At 37.1% G+C, this 19,406-nt stretch carries 17 protein-coding genes and 2 tRNA genes; 4 read left to right on the plus strand and 15 right to left on the minus strand.

What is annotated here, in order from left to right; translation table 11 throughout:
* Positions 1–2: 2 nt before the first annotated feature.
* Positions 3–1,451 (minus strand): ribosome biogenesis GTPase Der, encoded by a 1,449-nt coding sequence (der, locus tag BLT94_RS02595; RefSeq protein WP_092230123.1) that lies wholly within the window; start codon positions 1,449–1,451, stop codon positions 3–5.
* Between the two features lie 290 nt (positions 1,452–1,741).
* On the opposite strand from der, the gene BLT94_RS02600 reads away from it, so the two are divergent.
* A complete protein-coding gene (locus BLT94_RS02600) occupies positions 1,742–2,056 on the plus strand; it encodes a hypothetical protein (protein ID WP_092230125.1) in 315 nt (104 codons plus the stop codon).
* A 114-nt stretch (positions 2,057–2,170) separates the two neighbouring features.
* Here the strand turns inward: BLT94_RS02600 and BLT94_RS02605 are convergent.
* From BLT94_RS02605 to BLT94_RS02615, 3 genes are all read right to left on the minus strand, one after another.
* A tRNA-Glu gene (locus BLT94_RS02605) sits at positions 2,171–2,248 on the minus strand.
* Between the two features lie 15 nt (positions 2,249–2,263).
* Positions 2,264–2,339, minus strand: a tRNA-Lys gene (locus tag BLT94_RS02610).
* A 187-nt stretch (positions 2,340–2,526) separates the two neighbouring features.
* On the minus strand, positions 2,527–2,745 hold the full coding sequence (locus BLT94_RS02615) for a hypothetical protein (protein WP_092230127.1): 219 nt from the start codon (positions 2,743–2,745) through the stop codon (positions 2,527–2,529).
* Between the two features lie 153 nt (positions 2,746–2,898).
* Here BLT94_RS02615 and BLT94_RS02620 point away from each other — a divergent pair, with 153 nt between their 5' ends.
* Positions 2,899–5,751 (plus strand): 6-hydroxymethylpterin diphosphokinase MptE-like protein, encoded by a 2,853-nt coding sequence (locus BLT94_RS02620; RefSeq protein ID WP_092230129.1) that lies wholly within the window; start codon positions 2,899–2,901, stop codon positions 5,749–5,751.
* Here the strand turns inward: BLT94_RS02620 and BLT94_RS02625 are convergent.
* Positions 5,716–6,453, minus strand: coding sequence for a nucleotidyltransferase family protein (locus BLT94_RS02625; RefSeq protein ID WP_092230131.1), 738 nt, complete (start codon positions 6,451–6,453; stop codon positions 5,716–5,718). The genes BLT94_RS02620 and BLT94_RS02625 overlap by 36 nt on opposite strands.
* Positions 6,450–7,928 (minus strand): PfkB family carbohydrate kinase, encoded by a 1,479-nt coding sequence (locus BLT94_RS02630; protein WP_092230136.1) that lies wholly within the window; start codon positions 7,926–7,928, stop codon positions 6,450–6,452. The genes BLT94_RS02625 and BLT94_RS02630 overlap by 4 nt, the downstream gene beginning before the upstream one ends.
* A gap of 222 nt (positions 7,929–8,150) precedes the next feature.
* Between BLT94_RS02630 and BLT94_RS02635 the strand changes: the two genes are divergently transcribed.
* Positions 8,151–9,026, plus strand: coding sequence for a hypothetical protein (locus BLT94_RS02635; RefSeq protein ID WP_092230138.1), 876 nt, complete (start codon positions 8,151–8,153; stop codon positions 9,024–9,026).
* 41 nt (positions 9,027–9,067) lie between these two features.
* The gene (locus BLT94_RS02640; protein ID WP_092230140.1) at positions 9,068–11,494 is read left to right on the plus strand and encodes a glycosyltransferase family protein; all 2,427 of its coding nucleotides are present in this window, start codon (positions 9,068–9,070) and stop codon (positions 11,492–11,494) included.
* Between the two features lie 61 nt (positions 11,495–11,555).
* Here the strand turns inward: BLT94_RS02640 and BLT94_RS02645 are convergent, their stop codons facing one another.
* The 9 genes from BLT94_RS02645 to BLT94_RS02685 form a co-directional block, all read right to left on the minus strand.
* Positions 11,556–13,046 (minus strand): class I SAM-dependent methyltransferase, encoded by a 1,491-nt coding sequence (locus tag BLT94_RS02645; RefSeq protein ID WP_092230142.1) that lies wholly within the window; start codon positions 13,044–13,046, stop codon positions 11,556–11,558.
* A gap of 421 nt (positions 13,047–13,467) precedes the next feature.
* A complete protein-coding gene (locus tag BLT94_RS02650) occupies positions 13,468–14,184 on the minus strand; it encodes a class I SAM-dependent methyltransferase (RefSeq protein WP_092230144.1) in 717 nt (238 codons plus the stop codon).
* A 77-nt stretch (positions 14,185–14,261) separates the two neighbouring features.
* A complete protein-coding gene (locus BLT94_RS02655) occupies positions 14,262–15,311 on the minus strand; it encodes a zinc-binding dehydrogenase (protein WP_092230146.1) in 1,050 nt (349 codons plus the stop codon).
* A gap of 11 nt (positions 15,312–15,322) precedes the next feature.
* Positions 15,323–15,982: a class I SAM-dependent methyltransferase gene (locus BLT94_RS02660; RefSeq protein ID WP_092230148.1), complete on the minus strand. Its 660-nt coding sequence runs from the start codon at positions 15,980–15,982 to the stop codon at positions 15,323–15,325.
* Positions 15,983–16,039: 57 nt separating this feature from the next.
* Entirely contained in the window at positions 16,040–16,870 is an 831-nt protein-coding gene (locus BLT94_RS02665) for a protein kinase family protein (RefSeq protein ID WP_407641547.1), read from the minus strand.
* A 216-nt stretch (positions 16,871–17,086) separates the two neighbouring features.
* Entirely contained in the window at positions 17,087–17,677 is a 591-nt protein-coding gene (locus BLT94_RS02670) for an HAD family hydrolase (RefSeq protein WP_092230152.1), read from the minus strand.
* Between the two features lie 19 nt (positions 17,678–17,696).
* Positions 17,697–18,059, minus strand: coding sequence for a DUF2304 domain-containing protein (locus tag BLT94_RS02675; RefSeq protein WP_092230154.1), 363 nt, complete (start codon positions 18,057–18,059; stop codon positions 17,697–17,699).
* A gap of 4 nt (positions 18,060–18,063) precedes the next feature.
* The gene (locus tag BLT94_RS02680) at positions 18,064–18,771 is read right to left on the minus strand and encodes a glycosyltransferase family 2 protein (RefSeq protein ID WP_092231082.1); all 708 of its coding nucleotides are present in this window, start codon (positions 18,769–18,771) and stop codon (positions 18,064–18,066) included.
* 4 nt (positions 18,772–18,775) lie between these two features.
* A complete protein-coding gene (locus BLT94_RS02685) occupies positions 18,776–19,390 on the minus strand; it encodes a class I SAM-dependent methyltransferase (RefSeq protein WP_092230156.1) in 615 nt (204 codons plus the stop codon).
* Between the last annotated feature and the right edge of the window lie 16 nt (positions 19,391–19,406).

Raw genomic sequence — 19,406 nt, forward strand, 5'->3', positions numbered from 1 at the left:
TTTTAAGCGATATCCGTATCCCTTTGTCTTTTTTTCTTACTCTGTTCTTTTCTCTGTTTTTGTTTTTTGGTGATCTGTCGTTTCTTTTTCTGAAAGATCCGCTCATCTTCTCTTGATCCACCTGAAAATTTAATTTTTCCCGTTTTTTCCCTGAAATAAAGTTTGATTGGAGTTTTTGAAAGCGGAATCATCTGGCGCAACTGATTGAGCAAATATCTCTCATAAGAAAAATGAACTGCTTTGGGAAAATTAACAAAACAGACAAAACAGGGGGGTCTTGTCGCCACCTGGGTGGCATAGAAAAATTTTAGTCGTTTTCCTTTGTACAGGGATGGTTCTGTTCTGTAAACCGCATCCTCAATAATCCGGTTCAACACACCGGTATTAATCCTGTTGCAATATTCCTTATGAATTTTGACCACTTCATCCAGAATCTTATGGCACCGCTGCCCGGTCAGAGCGGATATGGTCATGGCAGGAGCATAGGACAAAAATTTTGACTTGTACCTTAAATCCTCCATGTATTTTTTTACGTTTTTACGTTCTTTATCCAGAAGATCCCATTTGTTTAACAAAAACATGGCACCGCATCCCCGGTCCTCGGCATATCCGGCAATGGTAATATCCTGATCTGTAATGCCTTCTTCCGAATCAATCAGAATCAATGCCACATCACAGTCATCAAGGCTCTTCAATGATTTTAAAATGGAAAATTTTTCAAGTTTCTGAGTGACCTTGCCCTTGCGACGAATACCGGCCGTATCCACAAGGACAAATTGTCTTCCTTTATATTCAACCGACAATTCGATGGCATCCCGGGTGGTGCCGGCCTTTTCATTGACCACTACACGCTGTTCGCCAAACAGCCGGTTTGCAAGAGAAGATTTTCCCACATTGGGTCGGCCCACAATGGCTATCCTGATAGGTGTCTCACCCTCGTCTTGGGCCTGATCATATTCCGGCAGGGTTTGAATAAGGTCATCTAAAAAATCACCCACCCCGATGCCGTGTTCGGCTGAAATCTCATAAAAATGATCAATACCCAGTGAATAAAACTCAGCAAGGTCGTCATGCTGTTTGTAGTTTTCAATTTTATTGACCAAATAAAAAACCGGCTTGGACATTCGGCGTAAAAAATCCGCCAGTTCCCTATCATAGGGAGACAATCCGGCCCGACCATCCAGAATAAAAACAAGAACGTCCGCCTGATCCGCCGCAGCCGTCAATTGCTCTTTAATCTGGGAGGCAAAATAATCATCATCCGAACTTAAAAATCCGCCCGTATCAATCACTGTAAAGTCAATGTCATTCCACTGTGCATCTGCATAGTGCCTGTCTCTTGTTACACCCGGAAAATCATCAACAAGCGCCTGTCTTGAACGAATGATCCTGTTAAATAATGTGGATTTCCCCACATTGGGCCTGCCCAGAAGGGCCACAACCGGTTTCATGTTTTAACCTCCAAAAAATTAAACCAACTTATTTATCAGTTTATACAATATATTGAATTATTTATAAATAGTAATGACGGTGTCTGTAAAGATTGTCTTCATTTTGTAATTTGGTCACAACATCTACCATGAGAAGGGTCTGACTCCATTAATCTGATTAGTCCACAAATAAAAATTATTGACACTTTTTTTATAAAAATTTATTCTATAAAAAATTGGGTGTAGCCCTATAAAATCTGCCCGATTGTTAACACAACGACCTTATAAAATTAAGGTTAACGAGGTAAATAATGTTGACCAACACATCCGGCATACACAATTTAACTGGATACCAGGCTCAACTTAATATATCCAATACTGCTAAACCGTCATCCCATGCAACTGGTTCTCCTGTTTCAAACCGTAAAAATATCAATGATACCGTAAATATTTCCAATAAAGCAAGAGATCTTCAACAGGTCTATCAAAGGGAAAAAACTGCGGTAGAGCAAAATCACACAAATGCAACCCAACAGCTTGAAAGAGAATACCTCCAGGAAAAAAGCAGGCTTGAAAAAGAATTCAGCCGAAAAAAACAAGACCTGGAAATAAATATTTACGCTTAACAGCCGATCATCATCAGTTTAACCGCTTGGATGTTTTTAACAATGAGATAAACAACATACCTTAAAAAGCAAAAAGGCTTTCAGCAAACGCTGAAAGCCTTTATTTCTTTTAATTGGCGTCCCCAAGGGGATTCGAACCCCTGTCGCCGGCGTGAAAGGCCGGTGTCCTGGACCGGGCTAGACGATGGGGACGCAATGTTTTTTTCATGGTGGGCCGTGCTGGGCTCGAACCAGCGACTCTCTGCTTAAAAGGCAGATACTCTACCGACTGAGTTAACGGCCCCGATCAATCAAAAACACGAGATATCTATATGATTTGGAAAACAATGTCAACTGTTTTTTTAAATCATATGGATATTTCATTTTAATTTTTTAAAATTTACCCGTTCAAACCCCAGGGCAACCACCACAAATTTCTGAAGTTTTAGATTCCCATACATTTGTTCAAGCTCTTTGCCGTATGCATGTGCCTAATTGTCAAACTCCTCCATCTGTTTTACAATTTCATGAATCCGGGCCAATTTATCCTTGAACAGTTTGCGTGCAGCTTCAGCGATGATTCCGGCATTTTTCAAGCTTATAAATTTGAACTTGATCAACACATAAAATATCTTGCCGTATCTTTTATCAGGCCGGATAATCGTGGTAAGATCGGCATATCTGAGGTTAATTTCAGTTTCAGAATCCATTATGTAAATAATATCATTGTACAGCAGGGTTAAAAATGCAGTTTTTCCATAATCTGAATTAAAAAAAATTTTAAAGAGCTTGCCTGCCTTAGCAAGCCGGAATATAAATCAAATAAAAAAAATTTAGGACAAACGGCTTTTGGAGATATTAAAATGAATCAGGAATATAAGAACTACTACGAGTCAAACCTTGAGTTACTTAAAAAAAATCATCCTTCAGTATGGAAACAAATCACAGAGGACCAACCCGAAGCAATCGGTGAAATTTCCTTTGCCCCCAACGGCAATCCCAATCTTAAAGTCACCAATGGCCATGGAAATTCAATTCTTCTGCACAATGAAGCAAATCCGGAAAAAGAAAGCATCGACTTCCTGGAAAAAATACCCAAAGACCATAAAGGGTTTGTCGCTATCCTCGGCATGGGGCTTTGTTACTCCGCTCTCAACATATTAGACAAAAGGCTTCTTCTTCAGCGTCTGGCACTTTTTGAACTGGAACCTAGAATTTTTATCCAGGCACTTCGATACACCGATCTTTCCCCCATACTGAAAGACCCACGCCTTATCCTGGGCATTGGAACAAAAAACGAAATTTCTGAAACTCTGTCAACAGCGACCCGAACCCTACAGCTTGAAGATTCAAATATTTTTCATCACCTGCCTTCATTCGACTTTAATCCGGATGGATATAACAAGCTTAAAGACGACCTATATGCCCACCTAAACGGCCTGAATGTTGAAGGAGCAACCACAAGAATCCTTGGTAAAAAATTTCTAAACAACCGTTTTAAACACATCTGCACAATACACCATCAGCACTTATTGGAACATATACAAAATAAATTTGACGGCATTCCCGCCATCCTGGTTGCAGGAGGACCGTCTTTAGATAAAAACATCCATTTACTGAAACAAGTCCAGGAGAAAGCGGTAATTATAGCTGTTGACACGGTATTGCCTGCTCTTCTAAAAAACGGCGTACATCCGCACTTCCTTACATGCATTGACCCCAATGACCTTACGTTTGAAAAATTTGCCGATGTAATACCAGAGGTTAAAGATATTGCCCTGATCTGTACGTCCTGGGTAAATCCCAAAACCCCTAAAGTTTTTCCGTCCGGTCAAATCTTCTGGACATTTACAGGCAAGCCCATGGAGGCATGGCTCAATTCTCTGCTGGGAGGGAAACTCCTGACAGGTGGTGCCAGTACTGTGGCCCACTTAAATTTAATTGCCGCACACATGCTGGGATGTGATCCAATAATATTTATCGGCCAGGACCTTGCTTATCCAGGTTCTGCTCCTGCATCCCATGCAAAAGGAACGGTCCTTCAGGGGACAGCCCCAAAAGAGACAGTAACAAATCATGTCCAGGGAGAAACCGTTACCGGTATCAATGGAGAAATATTACGAACAAACCGCTCATTTTTAAGCATGAAAAAAATTTTTGAATCCACCATTGCAAGATCTGAAAGATCCCATATTAATGCTACTCAAGGCGGAGCAAACATTGAGGGAACCAAAATCCTGACCCTTCAAGATGCCATGGATAAATATTGCAACACCCTGACCGACACCACCCAACGCCTCAAAGAATTCCACTCAACGGCAAAGCCGATCAACCCGGATAACATGCTTGTTGAGTTCAATAGAACTCTCAGCAAAATTAAAAAACTACAAAAAAACATCAAAGCATCAGATGAAATTACAAGGTCTTTATTTAAAGAATTTACAAAAATTAAAAAAAGCGGCAAACTTATCAAATCTTTTGATATGCTTACCCTCCCACAAAAACAACGAATAAACAAAATTGATAACTTCCATAAAAATCTGGACAATGCTCTGGACATCTGGAAAATTTCAGAAGAAATAACCATGGAAGGATTAAAAGAAAGTGAACGCCAAAAACTGGATATCTCACTACTTCAAAATGATCCCGACAAATATGTTGAATGGCTGACAAAAAACTTAAACCGATTACTTGACATCAATAAAATTCGAAAAAAAACCCTGACACTGCTATCTGACAATTTAAAAATTGTCATGTCATTTCACCAAAAAGAGCAAAAATATTTTAAACAAAACAAACTAAACCTTGCCAGACTCTATATTAACTCAAAAAATTATTCCCTGGCCAGACCCTTGCTGGAAGAACTTTGCAAGACCATGACAAAATCCGGAGAAATTTATTTTTATCTTGGTTGTTTAGCCGCTCAGTCGAATATGCTCAAACAATCAGACCATTATTTTCAAACGGCAATGGAATACAACCCAAAGTTCACCCTCCAGATTGACTCATACAGACAGAATATAGGGGACAACTTCCTGAAGTTTGCCAGGTATTTCAAAACCCAACCAGGACGTGAATTAAGCGTGAGATACATGGTTCAAAAAGGCCTCAAATACCACCCAGCCCACGGTGAACTTCAAAAAGAACTGGAAATGATTTTAAACAGCGACCTGGAAAAAATAAAAATAGATTTTGATGCCGGTAATTATCAAAACTCAGCCGAATTAATAAACGAATGGCACCTGAATGCAATGGATCAGAAAAATTTATTTAACAGCCTTCCTGCAAAACCGGTAAGCAATATTTTTCTATATCAAGGAAAACTGTTTTTATCGCAAAAAAAATATCAAGATGCTCTTTCCAACCTGAAATCGGCCATGGATTACTCCCCCAATGGCCATGAGATTCATTCCGCTACCATTGACACCCTGTTTATCTCCGGTGATTTTAATGGGGCTATTAAAGCACTGAACAAAGCAATCAAACTGGACACTAAATTTGCAGTTTACTGGGAAACCATAGGCGACAGCCTCCGGAACAGCGGTCAAAATGAAGATGCTATCATAGCCTATGAAAACTGTTTTCTGCATCTGCCCGACAACATAAACCTGCTAAAAAAAATAGGCGATTGTTATATGGCTACAGACCAATTAGAGGCAGCCAGGGCGGCATATCAACAGTTAAAACTCAAAATGGATGTCCTTAATGGCGGATAGATCCGGCTGAAAAAAATCGTTTTGAGCTTTCCGGTAACTGTCCATGGTCCCGATATCTCGATGATACCGGCCATTATGAAAGGCATTGATCCGCCCGACATAATAGGGCAACACCTCTGTACTGAAATCAATCACCTCTTTTCCAAGACTATCAAGAAAATCCAAGACTGAAGGTTCAAGAATATAAACGGCTCCATTGGCAAGGTTTCCGGGAGGATTATCAACTTTTTCATGAAAAGCACAAACCACATTGTCCGTATCAAGTTCAACAATACCACAACTTTGGGGCGTATCGGTTTCAAATGTCATCATGGTCATCTCGCAGTGCCCAGGCCTTTCATAATGCGCTCTCACAAAAGCCGTTAAATCAAACAAAGAAAGATTATCCCCATGGGCCATGAAAACCGACTCCTTGCCAAAGAAATTCCTGTTCCTTAAAAGCGTACCGCCCGTACCAAGCAGATACTCTTCAAATACGGTTGTAACAAACTGCTTGTATGGACTTATTGCAATATAGTCTTCAACCTGTTTGGAAAGATAATGCAGGTTAACCATTACGGGAATGTTTTTTTCTCTGCAAAGCATATCAAGCCAGTATTCCATAAGCGGTTTTCCGTTGATGGGTATCAGGCATTTAGGAACGGATTCAGTCAATGGTCTTAATCTCGTACCGAAACCGGCTGACAACAGCAGGGCTCTCATATCTTTGCCATCATATCTTCAATGGAAATGGGTATATTCCCAGTACGTTCCACCTGACATGCAGCCGCCAGTGAGCCAAGATATGCACATTGCCAAATATCAGCCCCGGCAGCTGCGGCAAGGGCGGAACATGTTAAAAGGGAATCCCCGGCTCCCGCAGGGTCTGTAGCTACCGGATTCATTGCATTAAGCCGGTCTGTAACCCACTTTTCCGGCCTGGAAGCACCTGCATGGATAAGTATTCCATCCTTGTCCAGCGTAATCAAAACATTATCAGCCAATGCTTTGTTTCTCAGTTTTTCAGCAAGGACAACCAATCCGGATTCAAAATCTCTTACAGCAAGCCTTGCCTCTCTTTCCGTTGGCGTCAAAAAAAACATATGATTAAATCGTGACACATCCCCGACCTGAGATGAAGACTGACTGTCTGCAACCATCATAATCTGCTTTTCTCTACACCTTTCAACGACACTATCAACAAAAGGCTGAGGTAAAATTCCATAATTAAAATCAGAAAATATTAATAAGTCAATTCCATCAACCAATTCAAAAATTTTTTTTTGCATCTGCTTTTGCAATTCTTTGCTGATAGGGTGACTGCGCAAATGACTTACCCTTAACAGCGTCTTCCCGGAACTTCTGAACCGCTGTTTTAGAATCGTAGGGCGGCTTTCATCTTCGATAATAAATGACTGTACTGAATATTCATCAAGTTTTGTCTTTGCAAATATTGCTGTTTCATCGCAACCTGCTACTGAAAAAAAACAGACATCTGCTCCCATTTTTTTGGCATGAGCAGCAACAATTCCAGCCCCTCCAACATACTTTTCTCTATCGACAGGCGTTACTACAATTGTAGGGTCTTCCCTGCTCATACCAAGAGGATCACAATTGATATATTCATCAACAATAATATCACCAAGTACTACTATTTTAAGACCTTGAAACTTTTTCAAGGTCTTGCCAAGGCCATCACTATTAAAACCATGACGCTGCATAAAAGCATCCTGTTTAATAATAGCGGATGACACAAGTCTTTTAGATTCATCGTGAAGAAGTTCCGCAATGGAAAAACTGATATCACCTGAACTGAAAAGCAATTTACCTCCATAGGCTTTAACTGCTTCAGACTCAGGATTATAATGTTCTTCATGCTCCTTTCCTTTAACAACAATTCCAGGCTTCAACTCTTTAATAAATCCTTCAGCAGGATCTCTCAGGACAAAAGCATAATCCACCCAAGTGATTGATTTGATTCCTTCAAGCCTATATTTTTCATCCAGAAGGGTATGACCGTCCGGTTTATTCCCATTAACCCCCACAATAAGATAATCACCACATTCCGCCGCAAATTTCAAAACCCTGAGATGGCCGGGGTGAACAATATTAAAGTCACCCGATACAAACACTATGCGTTTATAATATTTGATCTCTTTTTTTATTAAATCAAGCTGTTGTGCGCTATGAAGATGCATGAATAACCTTTTTATAACTAATTAAGCGTTATCATAATCCGTTATTTTTTCAAAATAAAAATCGTTACCTTGATGTATCCCACACAAAATTTTGTATTTTTTTATAATAAGGATGGACCCAAACCTCAAGCTTTTATATATTGATTGTCTGTATTCGATGGTGATATAGACACGATGATCAAGGCCAAAGCAATCAATATAATTTCAAATTAAGGATAAAAAATGAAAATCCCTCCTTTTTATATATCATCACGCGGTCACTCAGCAACAACTTGGTTAACGACTTCACTTTCGAAACACCCGGAAATAGTTTGTTTTCACGGAACAAGAAGTATTCCTCCCAAATCCAGTGGAACGGTTCCTGACATGTCTCCCGAACAATTCATTGACGGATTAATAACATGTTCTGAAAGTAGTCACGGAAAAGTGTTTGGAGCAGCTCATGGCTTTTATGGAATAAGCTGTAAAAAAGCGGTTGAGGAAAGAGGAGGGAAATTTACCGCCATCATAAGACAGCCTATTAAAAGGATACACAGTTGTTTTATCCACGCCCATAAAAAAGAAATAATTCCCAAGGATCATGAAGATTATAACAATGCTACTTCTATTGGGATATATAAATATATAAGCGATCATAACTTAGATAAAGTAAAATCAAGACGAAACAAACAGGGAGAATTAATGATAAGTGGAGTTGAAAATATATTTTACCATTATTGTAAAAGTTTTATATATTTTGATCTTATATGTATTCAGGAAGCTGGAAAGGAATTTAATTTCAAAATGGAAGACCTGGTTACATCGAAACAGGAATTTGAAAGATTGTTCAGATATATTACCCAAGATAAAATAAAATGTGATCAATCTTATATTGATTCAGTAAACTTAAAGGAAAAAATCAACACACATACTAAAAATGAACCACCTGAAGACATTTATAATTCCTGGCCTGCATCATTCAAGTACCTATTTCACAAGGCAGTTATGGACAATGGTATGGACTCAGTGTATAGGACTTATGAAGATATGGGGTACACCGTTCCTGAAAAATCACTTAATGATTTTACCATCAATAATATGAGTATCAACGATTTATAAAGGTTCACTTAAATAACTTGATTTGATCTGGCAGAGGTAGGATGGATAAAAACACACTTGATACACCCAAAACAAAAAATACGTTAATTGCCGATGAAAAATTTTGGTCATTGGTTAGCAATCAAGAGTTTTCCGACATGATTGACTGGCTTTCAGACCAAGGCGTGAGTGAAGACAAAATGGGGGAAATCTTATTTGAATTTGCCCAACAAGCTATTCAACAAAACAGTATTATCCGGGCAAGGATAATACTGTTATTTTTAATGCAGGCATTGGAAGACCCTACAGAGATGCCACCAATTCAAAAATTGATCGGCGATACATATTTTATGGAATCCAATTATGAACAAGCAAGAGAATACTACGGCAAACTCCCCCTGACTCCCGGCAATATTAAATTATGTTTTCAAACCTTCATTCCAAGGAATGAAATTGAAGGTTTATTGTTGCTGAGAGATAAAATTCTTGCAAGAACCATGGAAGAATATCATGGTCAAATCCATGCAATTATTGATGAAATAATATTACAATTTACAACAAAGCCAGAAATTGCTGAAGCCAATCAAAACTTATATAAACAAAATATGGATTGCCTAAAAAGAATTTACCCGTTTTCCCAAAATGACAATAATCATGACCATTTCTTTTCTTGTGATCTATCTCAAATTCCGAAAGCCGATATACTAAAAATATCTGATAATTTTTACGCTAAACATGACAATATTTGGTCAAAAATATTCTCTTCTGAATACGCCAAAAATATAAAACCACCAAAAATAGAACAGCTTGGCAACGATATAATGATCTACAGTGGCTCACTTGAATCCTTTTCTGTTTTCATTGATCAAATAAAAACCGACAATCCCGAATTCATCAAAAAAGAATGCCGTGTAATTATTGACTTTTCATTACTCGGCCAAGCAATTAAAATAATTGACTTAGCACCACTATGTGACTGCGATTTTGTTATCAGGTTGATTGACAAAAACTATCTTAAACCACAACTAACGCACCTCTTACTTGAAAGAAAACTCCCTTTTGCTGAAAGAATTATATATCTATCAAAGGATGATCCGGACTATTTTTCAAACCATGTAAATCCGATAATAATAGAGTGTGAAAAAAAAATATTGAATAGAATTGCGAAATATGAACAACTCCTACCAGAATTATTTCCAGATGATTACCAAAGCAAGGTTATCAAAAAAATAAAAGCAGGTCAAAAACTGAATGTTCTTTTGTGTACATCAAGGCATACAACCTATTTACAACACTCTACCCGTGATATTGCAGCAGGATTTCAACAATTAGGCCATAACACGTTTATACAAATAGAAGATGAAGATTCCGGTATGGGTAACAGAATAGATGTAACCATTGAGAATTTAATAAATTTTAAACCTGATATAATTTTTGCCATTAATCATTTTCGTTACTCTACCTTCCCATGGTTTCCCAAGAGCATTCCTTTTGTTATCTGGATACAGGATTTAATGCCCCATATTCGTTATGCAGACAACCCGAAATTGATTACTGATCAAGATCACATTTTTTCTTTCTCAAAATATACTTTCCCTGATTTTTTTAATAACAGTGCGGCATTTAAAAAGAAAACAATAACCTACCTGCCTATTCCCATAAATAATAAGACATATCGCCCATTGAACAAAATCGAAAAAAAATATGACGTTATTTTCATATCACATATTGTTGCTAACCTGAATGAAAATACACTATTTAAATTTCGAAAAAATAATCAAAATTATAACACCGGCTGTTCAAGAGATATACAATTTCTTACTCAGCTTGCACAAAAAATAGCTCAAATGTCTCTAAGAGAACTATGTCACTTATATTTTGGCAACGAAAAGATATATAAAAGGATTGCTATTGATGTTTGTCGAGATATATCTATAAACTACTCAGATAATTTACTAAAACATTTTCAAGTCGTTGATGAAAAAGGAGAAACAGATTTTTGTCGTGACTTGAGAATGATGATTAAAATCAAACCCGTAAAATTTTTAATTAATAATGGTATAGATGTTAAAGTATTTGGGAATCATTGGGACAAATTAAAAGGATTTGAACGTGCTGCAATGGGACCTGTCAAAAACGGAGCCCCATTAAATAAAGTATTAAACCAGAGTAAAATAGTCTTAAATATCAGCCCAATGGCCTCTTGGCACATGAGAGCAGCTGATGCAATAGGATCAGGAAGTTTTACCATTACTTTTATTGACAAACTAGATGATGCACCCATCACTGATTTGTTGGATAAGAAAACAGAAATGGTTGAATTTGATGATGAGAAAGATTTATTAAAAAAAGTTCGTTATTATCTTAAAAACAAAACTCAAAGAAACAAAATTGCTGAAAAAGCATATAACAAGGCAACTAAAAAATATTCCAACCAGGCCCATGCAAAAAAAATTCTCGACACAATACTATATTCCGGTTTAACATAAAAACTGTAAATTCGAATAATTTTGAATGGTTTGTAAGTGATTGTTCTATTTTAATATACAGTTAAACTTTGCGCTTTTGCTTTTTCAAGATGAAGTGATTCGTTCCCCATCGATCATAAAAAAAAGGTTTCAGCAGAATATCTAATCGGCAAGTCAAATTCAACAACCATCCTGGATAAAAAATTCTTTCAAATGAATTGGGAATATATTTGATATTGAAAAAACAAGTCAACCTTCTTATAGAAAATTCAAAAAATTTTTGTGAAAGCATACTATAAATAGCCCAGAAGAGATCATAACCAATAAAACCCACTCCCATCTCATGCGAAACAATATTAAAATCATGTTTTTCAAAAAGATATTTCCATTCATCTGGTGTCAAAAAATGCACGTGTGATTTACCCGTTCTGTCAATAGAATTATTTTTACGAAGTTCCAAATGCTGCTTATACCAAATTGTTTCGCACAAGGATTTTTTATTGGGCACAGAAACAAAAAAACAGCCATCATCTTTAAGCAACTCACCTATTACCTCAAGGTGAACATCTAATTCCAGAATATGTTCGAGTACGTTAAAAGCTGTGATTAAATCATATTTTTTTGTCATCGCTATTTTATCAATGGATGAAGTAATCAATTTGGGAGGACCGGAAAGTGCTTCCCAATCATAATGATTCATGTATGTATCGATAGCTTGACAGTCCAATTGAACCGCATCGACTTCGAAACCGAGTTTAGATAATTCGTATGCCTCCCTGAAACACCCCGCACCTAACTCCAATGCTTTCGGTTTAAGTTCTTTTGTCACGGAAAAAATATTTTTTACCGAATTCTTAAAAATTGACCAACGAGCAGGTGGGTATTTTCCTAAAGAAATGCCATAGATATATGAGAATTCAGCAAGTTTATTAGGACAGCCATATACAACTCTCGATATATAGCTCAATTGTTCAAAATCAGAAATCTCAGAACTAACTATACCAAACAATCGGTCATATTTTCCTTTTTGGATGGCAATATCTTTTATTTTAACCTTTGTTTTATCAAATGCTTCTTCATGTTCTTCATGTTCTTCAAATTTATGACTATGTAAAAAATTAGCCAGAAATAAAAACGGAGACAGTAAAACAACCTGTATTAACCATAGCAGACAGACAAGCAGCAGCATAGGTGCAAATTTAAACAGAATATGAAACCAATTTATTTTTTTATCGAAAATACCATAGTCAAAAATTTTATAATTTTCAAATCCTACTTTAGCAACACATTCTTCAAGTATGTCTATCTCCCCAGTACAAAGGATGACAAAGTCACAAAAACCGGCTTCTTTCTCAATATCAAAAGCATTTCCACCATTTGTCAATGAAGTTATCAACCTTTGCCCCGATTTTTCAGAAACATTCACATCAGGTCGATGCCGCTTGATAAAACGAACAGCCTCACTTGTCAATTCATCATCACCAAATATACAAATATTCGCGTCTTGTGGGATTTCCTTTAAATCATTTAGTTTTTCTCCAGGTTTTCCACAATTCTTCTTGTTTTTAATCATTTTTCACCAATTAATTTCGGTCTGCGTTATAGAAAGTTTCTTTACCAACTTTCAAATCATTAATTAAATCTGTTAGTTGGTATCCCTTCACGGGGGTAAGTCAGTTTTTTTATAATTTCTTAGTAAAAGTCAAAAAATACAACATAAAAATCATCAAGTATCCGACCAACGTCATTAAACGATGAAATTGTGGTTTTTTAAATTAATGACATTGAATTTGTATTTAATGCCTAATTCACCTCTTCAATTATGCAAAGCTATCAATAACTTCTTAGTAACCCCATACGGATTGATCTGTCACAACAAAAAAATGAAAAAGAACTGATTCCAAGAGGTTAGCAGTTCTTTCATATAAATTCATCTCCCCTGAAAATGTACAAAAAAAAGTGAACGGAAAGGCCGTTGACCCAAAATCAAATAACTATTCAAGCTGATCTGCTGAAAGAGAAGAAAACTTGGCCGTTTCTTCCGACAATTTTTCCAAAACCGTAAATACATCGGCATAATGCATGGTAGGCTTGCGAATCAGATAAGAATAAAACTGAGCAATAACCAACAATCCATGTTTTTGAGCAAAATCTTTCATAAGCTGAGCCGTCATATTGCTTCTACTGCCTATTTTCCGCTCTCCCACGGCTGAATGATGAATCCATGCAATACCGCCATCACGGAGTTTATTCCTGAATTGGGACACATATTGTTCAACAATTTCCTTATCAATATGAACAAAAGAATCATAGCTGAAAATCAAATCAAGAGATTCAGGCTCAATCATATCCAAAGAGACCCCATCATTTACGTGATATGAGATATGGTCATAATACTTAAACCGATCCTTACAAATTTCTATACATACAGGATTCATATCAACAAGGATAAGATTACGAGCCCGACTCACAAGCTCCACGGTCACCCTCCCTGCACCAGGACACAATTCCAAAATATCCATTTCCTCTTTTTTAATCAATGGGAAGAGATGGGTTTCAACTATTTTTTTCGCATCAGAATAGTTTTGAGGCCTTTCGCTCTCTCTGGACCAGTTATATCCGTATTCCCGATCTAACCATTTATCGCGATCGCCCCAGACACGTTTATTCCACTCAATATTTATTTTTGCTTTTTCAGATAAGTAATTCACAATTCACCACCTCAACTCTGTTTTGTATCCAATCATCCATCCTTACTGTCAGGGTAGATTGCATCTTTTTGTATCTATTACATCTTTATAAGGCAACGACCAGTAATCTTTCCTGACCGCATTTTATCCATTGCAATATTTATCTCCCCAAGCGTAAATCTATCGGTTATAAGATGATCCAAATTTAATTTCCCATTCTGGTAAAGTCTAATATAATTTGGGATATCTATGGATGGATTGGCTTCGCCCCCATGGGACCCGGATATGTTTTTCTCGAAATGAAGCGGAAGTGAATAAATGGAAATATTATCCCCTTTCGCAGGTACACCCACCAGTATGGTTCTGCCGTTTACCGATGTCAATTCATATCCAAGATTAATCACATCCGTATCCCCTGTGTTATCAATAACAGCATCCGCACCTGTTTTCCCTGTAATTTTCAGTACTGAAGCCCTTACATCCTCCTTTCTGGAGTTAATCAGATGTGTGGCACCAAATTGTGCAGCTTTTTCAAGCCTGTTATCATAAATGTCAACGGCAATAATAGGATGAGCTGAAACCATAGCAGCACCCTGGATGACGTTTAACCCCACACCTCCAGCACCAAATACAACAATGGATTCACCGATCTTAAGTTTTGCATTATTATTAATAACACCGAGCCCCGTTGTAACGGCACATCCGAAAAGAGGGGCGATATCCATCGGGAAATTTTCCGGAATTACTGTCACCCTGTTTTCAGACACCACTGCATATTCATTAAAGGTAGTGACAAAACCCGCATTCAATTTTTTACCATTCCATTGATATTCAGGCAAAGGAGAATCTATTCCGCTTCCCTTTCTCCAATGCATGACAACCTTATCTCCGGATTTTATACGCCTCACACAGGGACCCACTGCCAAAACCTCACCTGAACCTTCATGCCCAAGAAGGTGGGGAAGAAAAGGGTCATTACCTTTTATACCATCAATTTCTCCAATCTGCGAACCGCATATCCCACTATAATGAACCTTTACAAGAACCTGTCCATAATTGAGCTTTTCCGGCAGTTGAACATGCTCTATCTGAAGAGGATAACTTTGCTTCACAAGTACAGCCGCCCTCATTGAATCTGGAAATTCCATATATACAACTCCTATTCAAAAAATATTAAGGAATGATCTCCTTTATAACCGGCCATATCAAACCACCATTCCCATTCTTCAGGAGTGCAGAACATCTCACATGTCACCTGCCAATAAAGAAGGTTTACCTTTTCCTGTTCATTTCGATAAGATTCAACGCAGACATAGCTGTTTTTTGACACCCTCTGGATCTCTTTTAAGGCACTAAAAAATTCCATGCAGTACAGATTGTGCAGGGTTGTCACAGACACAACCAAGTCAAAACTATTATCCTCAAAGGGGAGTTCTTTTGCATGGCCCTTTTGTAAATAGGGCTTTATTTCCGGTTTTGCATTTTTAATTGCATAATCTGAAATATCTAAACCGACGACCTCTAATCCTGGCTGGGACTGGGTAAACTCATACAAAAGAAATCCTTTTCCGCACCCTACATCAAGCACTCTGTCACCTGATTTCAATTGATAATGTTCTACCATTTCATCAGCCACCTTTTTCCACCTGCCGTCATAATGATATCCGCCATAACAGACCTGTCTGTCACCATCCCAGTAATCATACCCCCATTTTTTGGCCTTTTCTGCAGCCTCAGCCTTGGAGAATTCATTCACACGTTTCAAATAATCCCGTTTCGTACTTTTATGAACACTGGAAATAAAATCAATATATGCCATACTATTATCCTTCAACTAAAAAATTATTTGATTACCATTTGAAACCTTGAAGACAAATTAAAACCAATCCTTTAAATTGGATGCCTTTAAATAACAAATCGCTTTAATCAATTGAATCTGTCTTCTATCTTCCCCGAAAAATGCAAACTTTTTTCTTTTTCCAGCAGCTGGAACAAAATCATTTAGCATAATGCAGCACCACTTTAATCGGTACAAAGGAAAAAGCAATTTTGAGCGCCGGGTAAGGGTATTTTTTTTGTTCCTACCATAAATCATGGATGATACATCATTGACAAAACAAGTGAAATAATCCAATGGAACGGGTATTTCAGGCTGACAAAAAAAATCACAAATCATTTTTGCAGGATCATCCCAACCAGCATATTCAAAATCAATAAAAAAAAGCTTCTTTTTGGTTAAGATTGAATTATGAAATCCGAAATCAGAAGGGGAGATAATCGTTTCTTCAAGGCAGAGCCTTTGTTCAAGTTTGATACCGCTTCCCACTATTTTTTTTTTAATAACCGGCTTTAACCCTTTCCATTCAGGATATAAGACCTCACTGATAAATTGTTTTGCTTCCAAACATACAGAATCGGTTTGCACAATATCCTGCAAAGACTTAAATCGTCTCTCCAGTGATGCAATATGTTCTGCTATACTGAAACATGCATCAGAAGCATATGGAAGGGAATGTAGGGCTGAACCCTTATTTCCATAATTCAATTTCCTTATGAAACCCAGCGCCTGTTTGATATAATCAAGTTCAATATCCTCCTCTGTCGGCTTTCTGCCTTCAATAAACTGAAATAGTCCAAGTAAATTTCTTCTATCCATTGCCAATAATCTGGGGATGTTTTTGATACCCGAATGACCAGCAAAACCCACAAAAGATATCTCAGCTCCTAGACGGTCTCTTTTGTCTTTTTTTGAAAAAAAATAATGTTTTAAAAAATAAGAGTTTTCTTTGGTACGGACTATCCAGCTTTTGTTATTACCACCTGAACATTTTTGAAGCCCTTGCAACGTACTGTTATCCCCAGTCTTTTGAACAAGTTGTGAGGATAACTTGTGGATATGTTTTTCTACCGGGTCCATATAAAATCACAGCAGGCCCTGCTTCAATATACCAAGCAAATCCTTCCAGGAGGTAACAACTTTCATGACGTCATTATGAATATCTTCATGATTTCTAAGCGGGTCAAAAAGAATTTTAGAAAGAGTCTGTGAAAATCCCTGAAGAGTAAGGAATTCAGGTAAATCATCTATAAAATGCGTACATCCCAGATTAAAAATTCGTTTTACCTTCTCTTCTTTTGTCAACTCAAAAAAAATTTTACAATTTATATTTTCCTGCTCCAGCCATTGATAAGCTGCGCTATGAAGGTCATAGGGATACCCTTTGTAGGGATGCTTTGTCTTATGACTTACGATACAAAAATCAATGGATTCTTCTTTGCAATATGAAAAAAAATCTTTCACCCCTTCAAAGGGATGGGCATCTGAAAGTCTTGTCCCATAAACATATCCTTGAAGCTTTATCCATTCTTCCTCTTGCCCCATACTACGCAGATAATCTCTGACATAACTCTTTCCAGAAGGTAATTTTGCAGAAATGAGATTTTTTTCAATTGCAACTTGGTTAAAAACTTCATCATAGCATATAATTGTATTATCAAAATCGATACCGATCATCAGAAAACTTTCTCCTTGTTTAAAAATCTGATTTACTCTTTTCCTGTTTTTCCCCCCTCTCGGCCTTTAGCAATGCCAGTTCTTGGGTAAGATTTTTCACTTTGTTTGAAAGGTCACTAATATACAGGGAATATTGAAGGCAAAGCAGCAAGAGGAACAATATTGCAAATAAAAATAATGTCGAAATAGTCTCAATTCCCATCACAGCAGAAATAAATTTCAAAAAACTTTGGTTCAGTGTAAGGAAAATCATTCCAGACCCTGTGACAAGCCAGAGCCATGAATACTCTTCTCTGAGTTTCCTGCTCCTGACAAGACCAATAACAACGATAAAAAATAGAAGGGCTATCAATATTATAAAAACTTTCTGTCTGATAATCATGGTGCTATGAATATTTCCTTATTTTTGTTACACACATTGACAGGCTCATCTTAAATAAATAATAGCAAACTTCAAATGGATTATTGTGCATTGATTTACCATCATTTCTATTAAACATTTTTACCGGTATCTCTTTAAATTTGATTCCAATTTCCGTCAATAAAATCATAATATCAGCATCCGGATAATCACATGGAAATAAATCCTTAATGAATATTTTCAAAACATTACGATTCATCGCTTGAAATCCTGTTGTCGGATCTGTTATTTTTCTTCCAGTCATCATGCCCAGTAATATTCTAAAAAACAACGTTCCAATATATCGGAACATAGACTTCTTATAACCGTTTTCCTCAATATATCTTGAACCGAAGACAATCTCGCATGAGCCGTCTGTCACATTCGCAAGTAGCTTGCTGATTTCTTCTATAGCGTGCTGACCGTCACTGTCCATCTGGACAAGATAGTTGTAACCGTTTCGATATGCATATTTATACCCGGTTTGAATGGCTACACCATACCCCATGTTAAAAGGATGGTCGATCACGGTAGCTCCAGCTTCAGAAGCCAGTTCAGATGTATTATCACTGGACCCGTCATTAATTACAAGAACCTGATATTCAGGAAAAAGAAATTTAACTGAGGATACAACTTTAACAATATTTTTTGCTTCATTGTATGCAGGCATTATAATGATCTCGCTATTTTTCATTTTTTTAACGCCTTTTCTGAAATAATAAAATTCTGAAAACATCTTGAAAAACAGGTATATTCTTGACGACATCGAATCCATTCCTGGAAAATACAGTTATAAAATCATTAATTCTAAAATTATATTCAAAAACATTTTTATCTCCTTTTATTAACTCGGACAGATAAACAAGGGTTTTCCCCACAAATGAATCATGATTTGGTTGAATCAATAGAACATAATTCCGGCTTATTCTCATCAAATGCCTGGCATAAGGTTGAAAATCCATAAAATGTTCAAGCATACCATCACTGGATACAAGATCATATTTTTCATCAATATTTTCAAGATCTTCCCTGATAACTGGCAACCCTTTATTTTTACAACAGGCAACCGCATTTTCAGCGATATCAATTCCTATGCAATCAAAACCTCTTCGGCAATAAAAATCTAAAGTATATCCAAGTCCGCACCCCACTTCTATAACCGTTTGAACAGGAATGTCTGAAATGATTTCAGCCATGGATTTTATCTTAGATTTAAACATCCGCCTTCCGAGCAAAGACAATTGCTCTTTTTCTTGAGAATTTTTCCATCTTTTTTCCCAGTCCCCATATAATTTATTATAACCATCAATCATAGTATAAAATTCCCTA

It is taken from the genome of Desulfobacula phenolica (genome assembly GCF_900105645.1).
Taxonomy (GTDB): Bacteria; Desulfobacterota; Desulfobacteria; order Desulfobacterales; family Desulfobacteraceae; genus Desulfobacula; species Desulfobacula toluolica.

Bases quoted from the DNA above. Each gene is read 5' to 3' on its own strand.
- BLT94_RS02630 (WP_092230136.1), bottom strand. From the start codon at position 7,928: ATGCATCTTCATAGCGCACAACAGCTTGATTTAATAAAAAAAGAGATC.
- BLT94_RS02670 (WP_092230152.1), bottom strand. From the start codon at position 17,677: ATGATCGGTATCGATTTTGATAATACAATTATATGCTATGATGAAGTT.
- BLT94_RS02675 (WP_092230154.1), bottom strand. From the start codon at position 18,059: ATGATTATCAGACAGAAAGTTTTTATAATATTGATAGCCCTTCTATTT.
- BLT94_RS02655 (WP_092230146.1), bottom strand. From the start codon at position 15,311: ATGGAATTTCCAGATTCAATGAGGGCGGCTGTACTTGTGAAGCAAAGT.
- BLT94_RS02615 (WP_092230127.1), bottom strand. From the start codon at position 2,745: ATGGATTCTGAAACTGAAATTAACCTCAGATATGCCGATCTTACCACG.
- BLT94_RS02625 (WP_092230131.1), bottom strand. From the start codon at position 6,453: ATGAGAGCCCTGCTGTTGTCAGCCGGTTTCGGTACGAGATTAAGACCA.
- BLT94_RS02620 (WP_092230129.1), top strand. From the start codon at position 2,899: ATGAATCAGGAATATAAGAACTACTACGAGTCAAACCTTGAGTTACTT.
- BLT94_RS02645 (WP_092230142.1), bottom strand. From the start codon at position 13,046: ATGATTAAAAACAAGAAGAATTGTGGAAAACCTGGAGAAAAACTAAAT.
- BLT94_RS02635 (WP_092230138.1), top strand. From the start codon at position 8,151: ATGAAAATCCCTCCTTTTTATATATCATCACGCGGTCACTCAGCAACA.
- BLT94_RS02600 (WP_092230125.1), top strand. From the start codon at position 1,742: ATGTTGACCAACACATCCGGCATACACAATTTAACTGGATACCAGGCT.
- der (WP_092230123.1), bottom strand. From the start codon at position 1,451: ATGAAACCGGTTGTGGCCCTTCTGGGCAGGCCCAATGTGGGGAAATCC.
- BLT94_RS02660 (WP_092230148.1), bottom strand. From the start codon at position 15,982: ATGGCATATATTGATTTTATTTCCAGTGTTCATAAAAGTACGAAACGG.
- BLT94_RS02640 (WP_092230140.1), top strand. From the start codon at position 9,068: ATGGATAAAAACACACTTGATACACCCAAAACAAAAAATACGTTAATT.
- BLT94_RS02685 (WP_092230156.1), bottom strand. From the start codon at position 19,390: ATGATTGATGGTTATAATAAATTATATGGGGACTGGGAAAAAAGATGG.
- BLT94_RS02680 (WP_092231082.1), bottom strand. From the start codon at position 18,771: ATGAAAAATAGCGAGATCATTATAATGCCTGCATACAATGAAGCAAAA.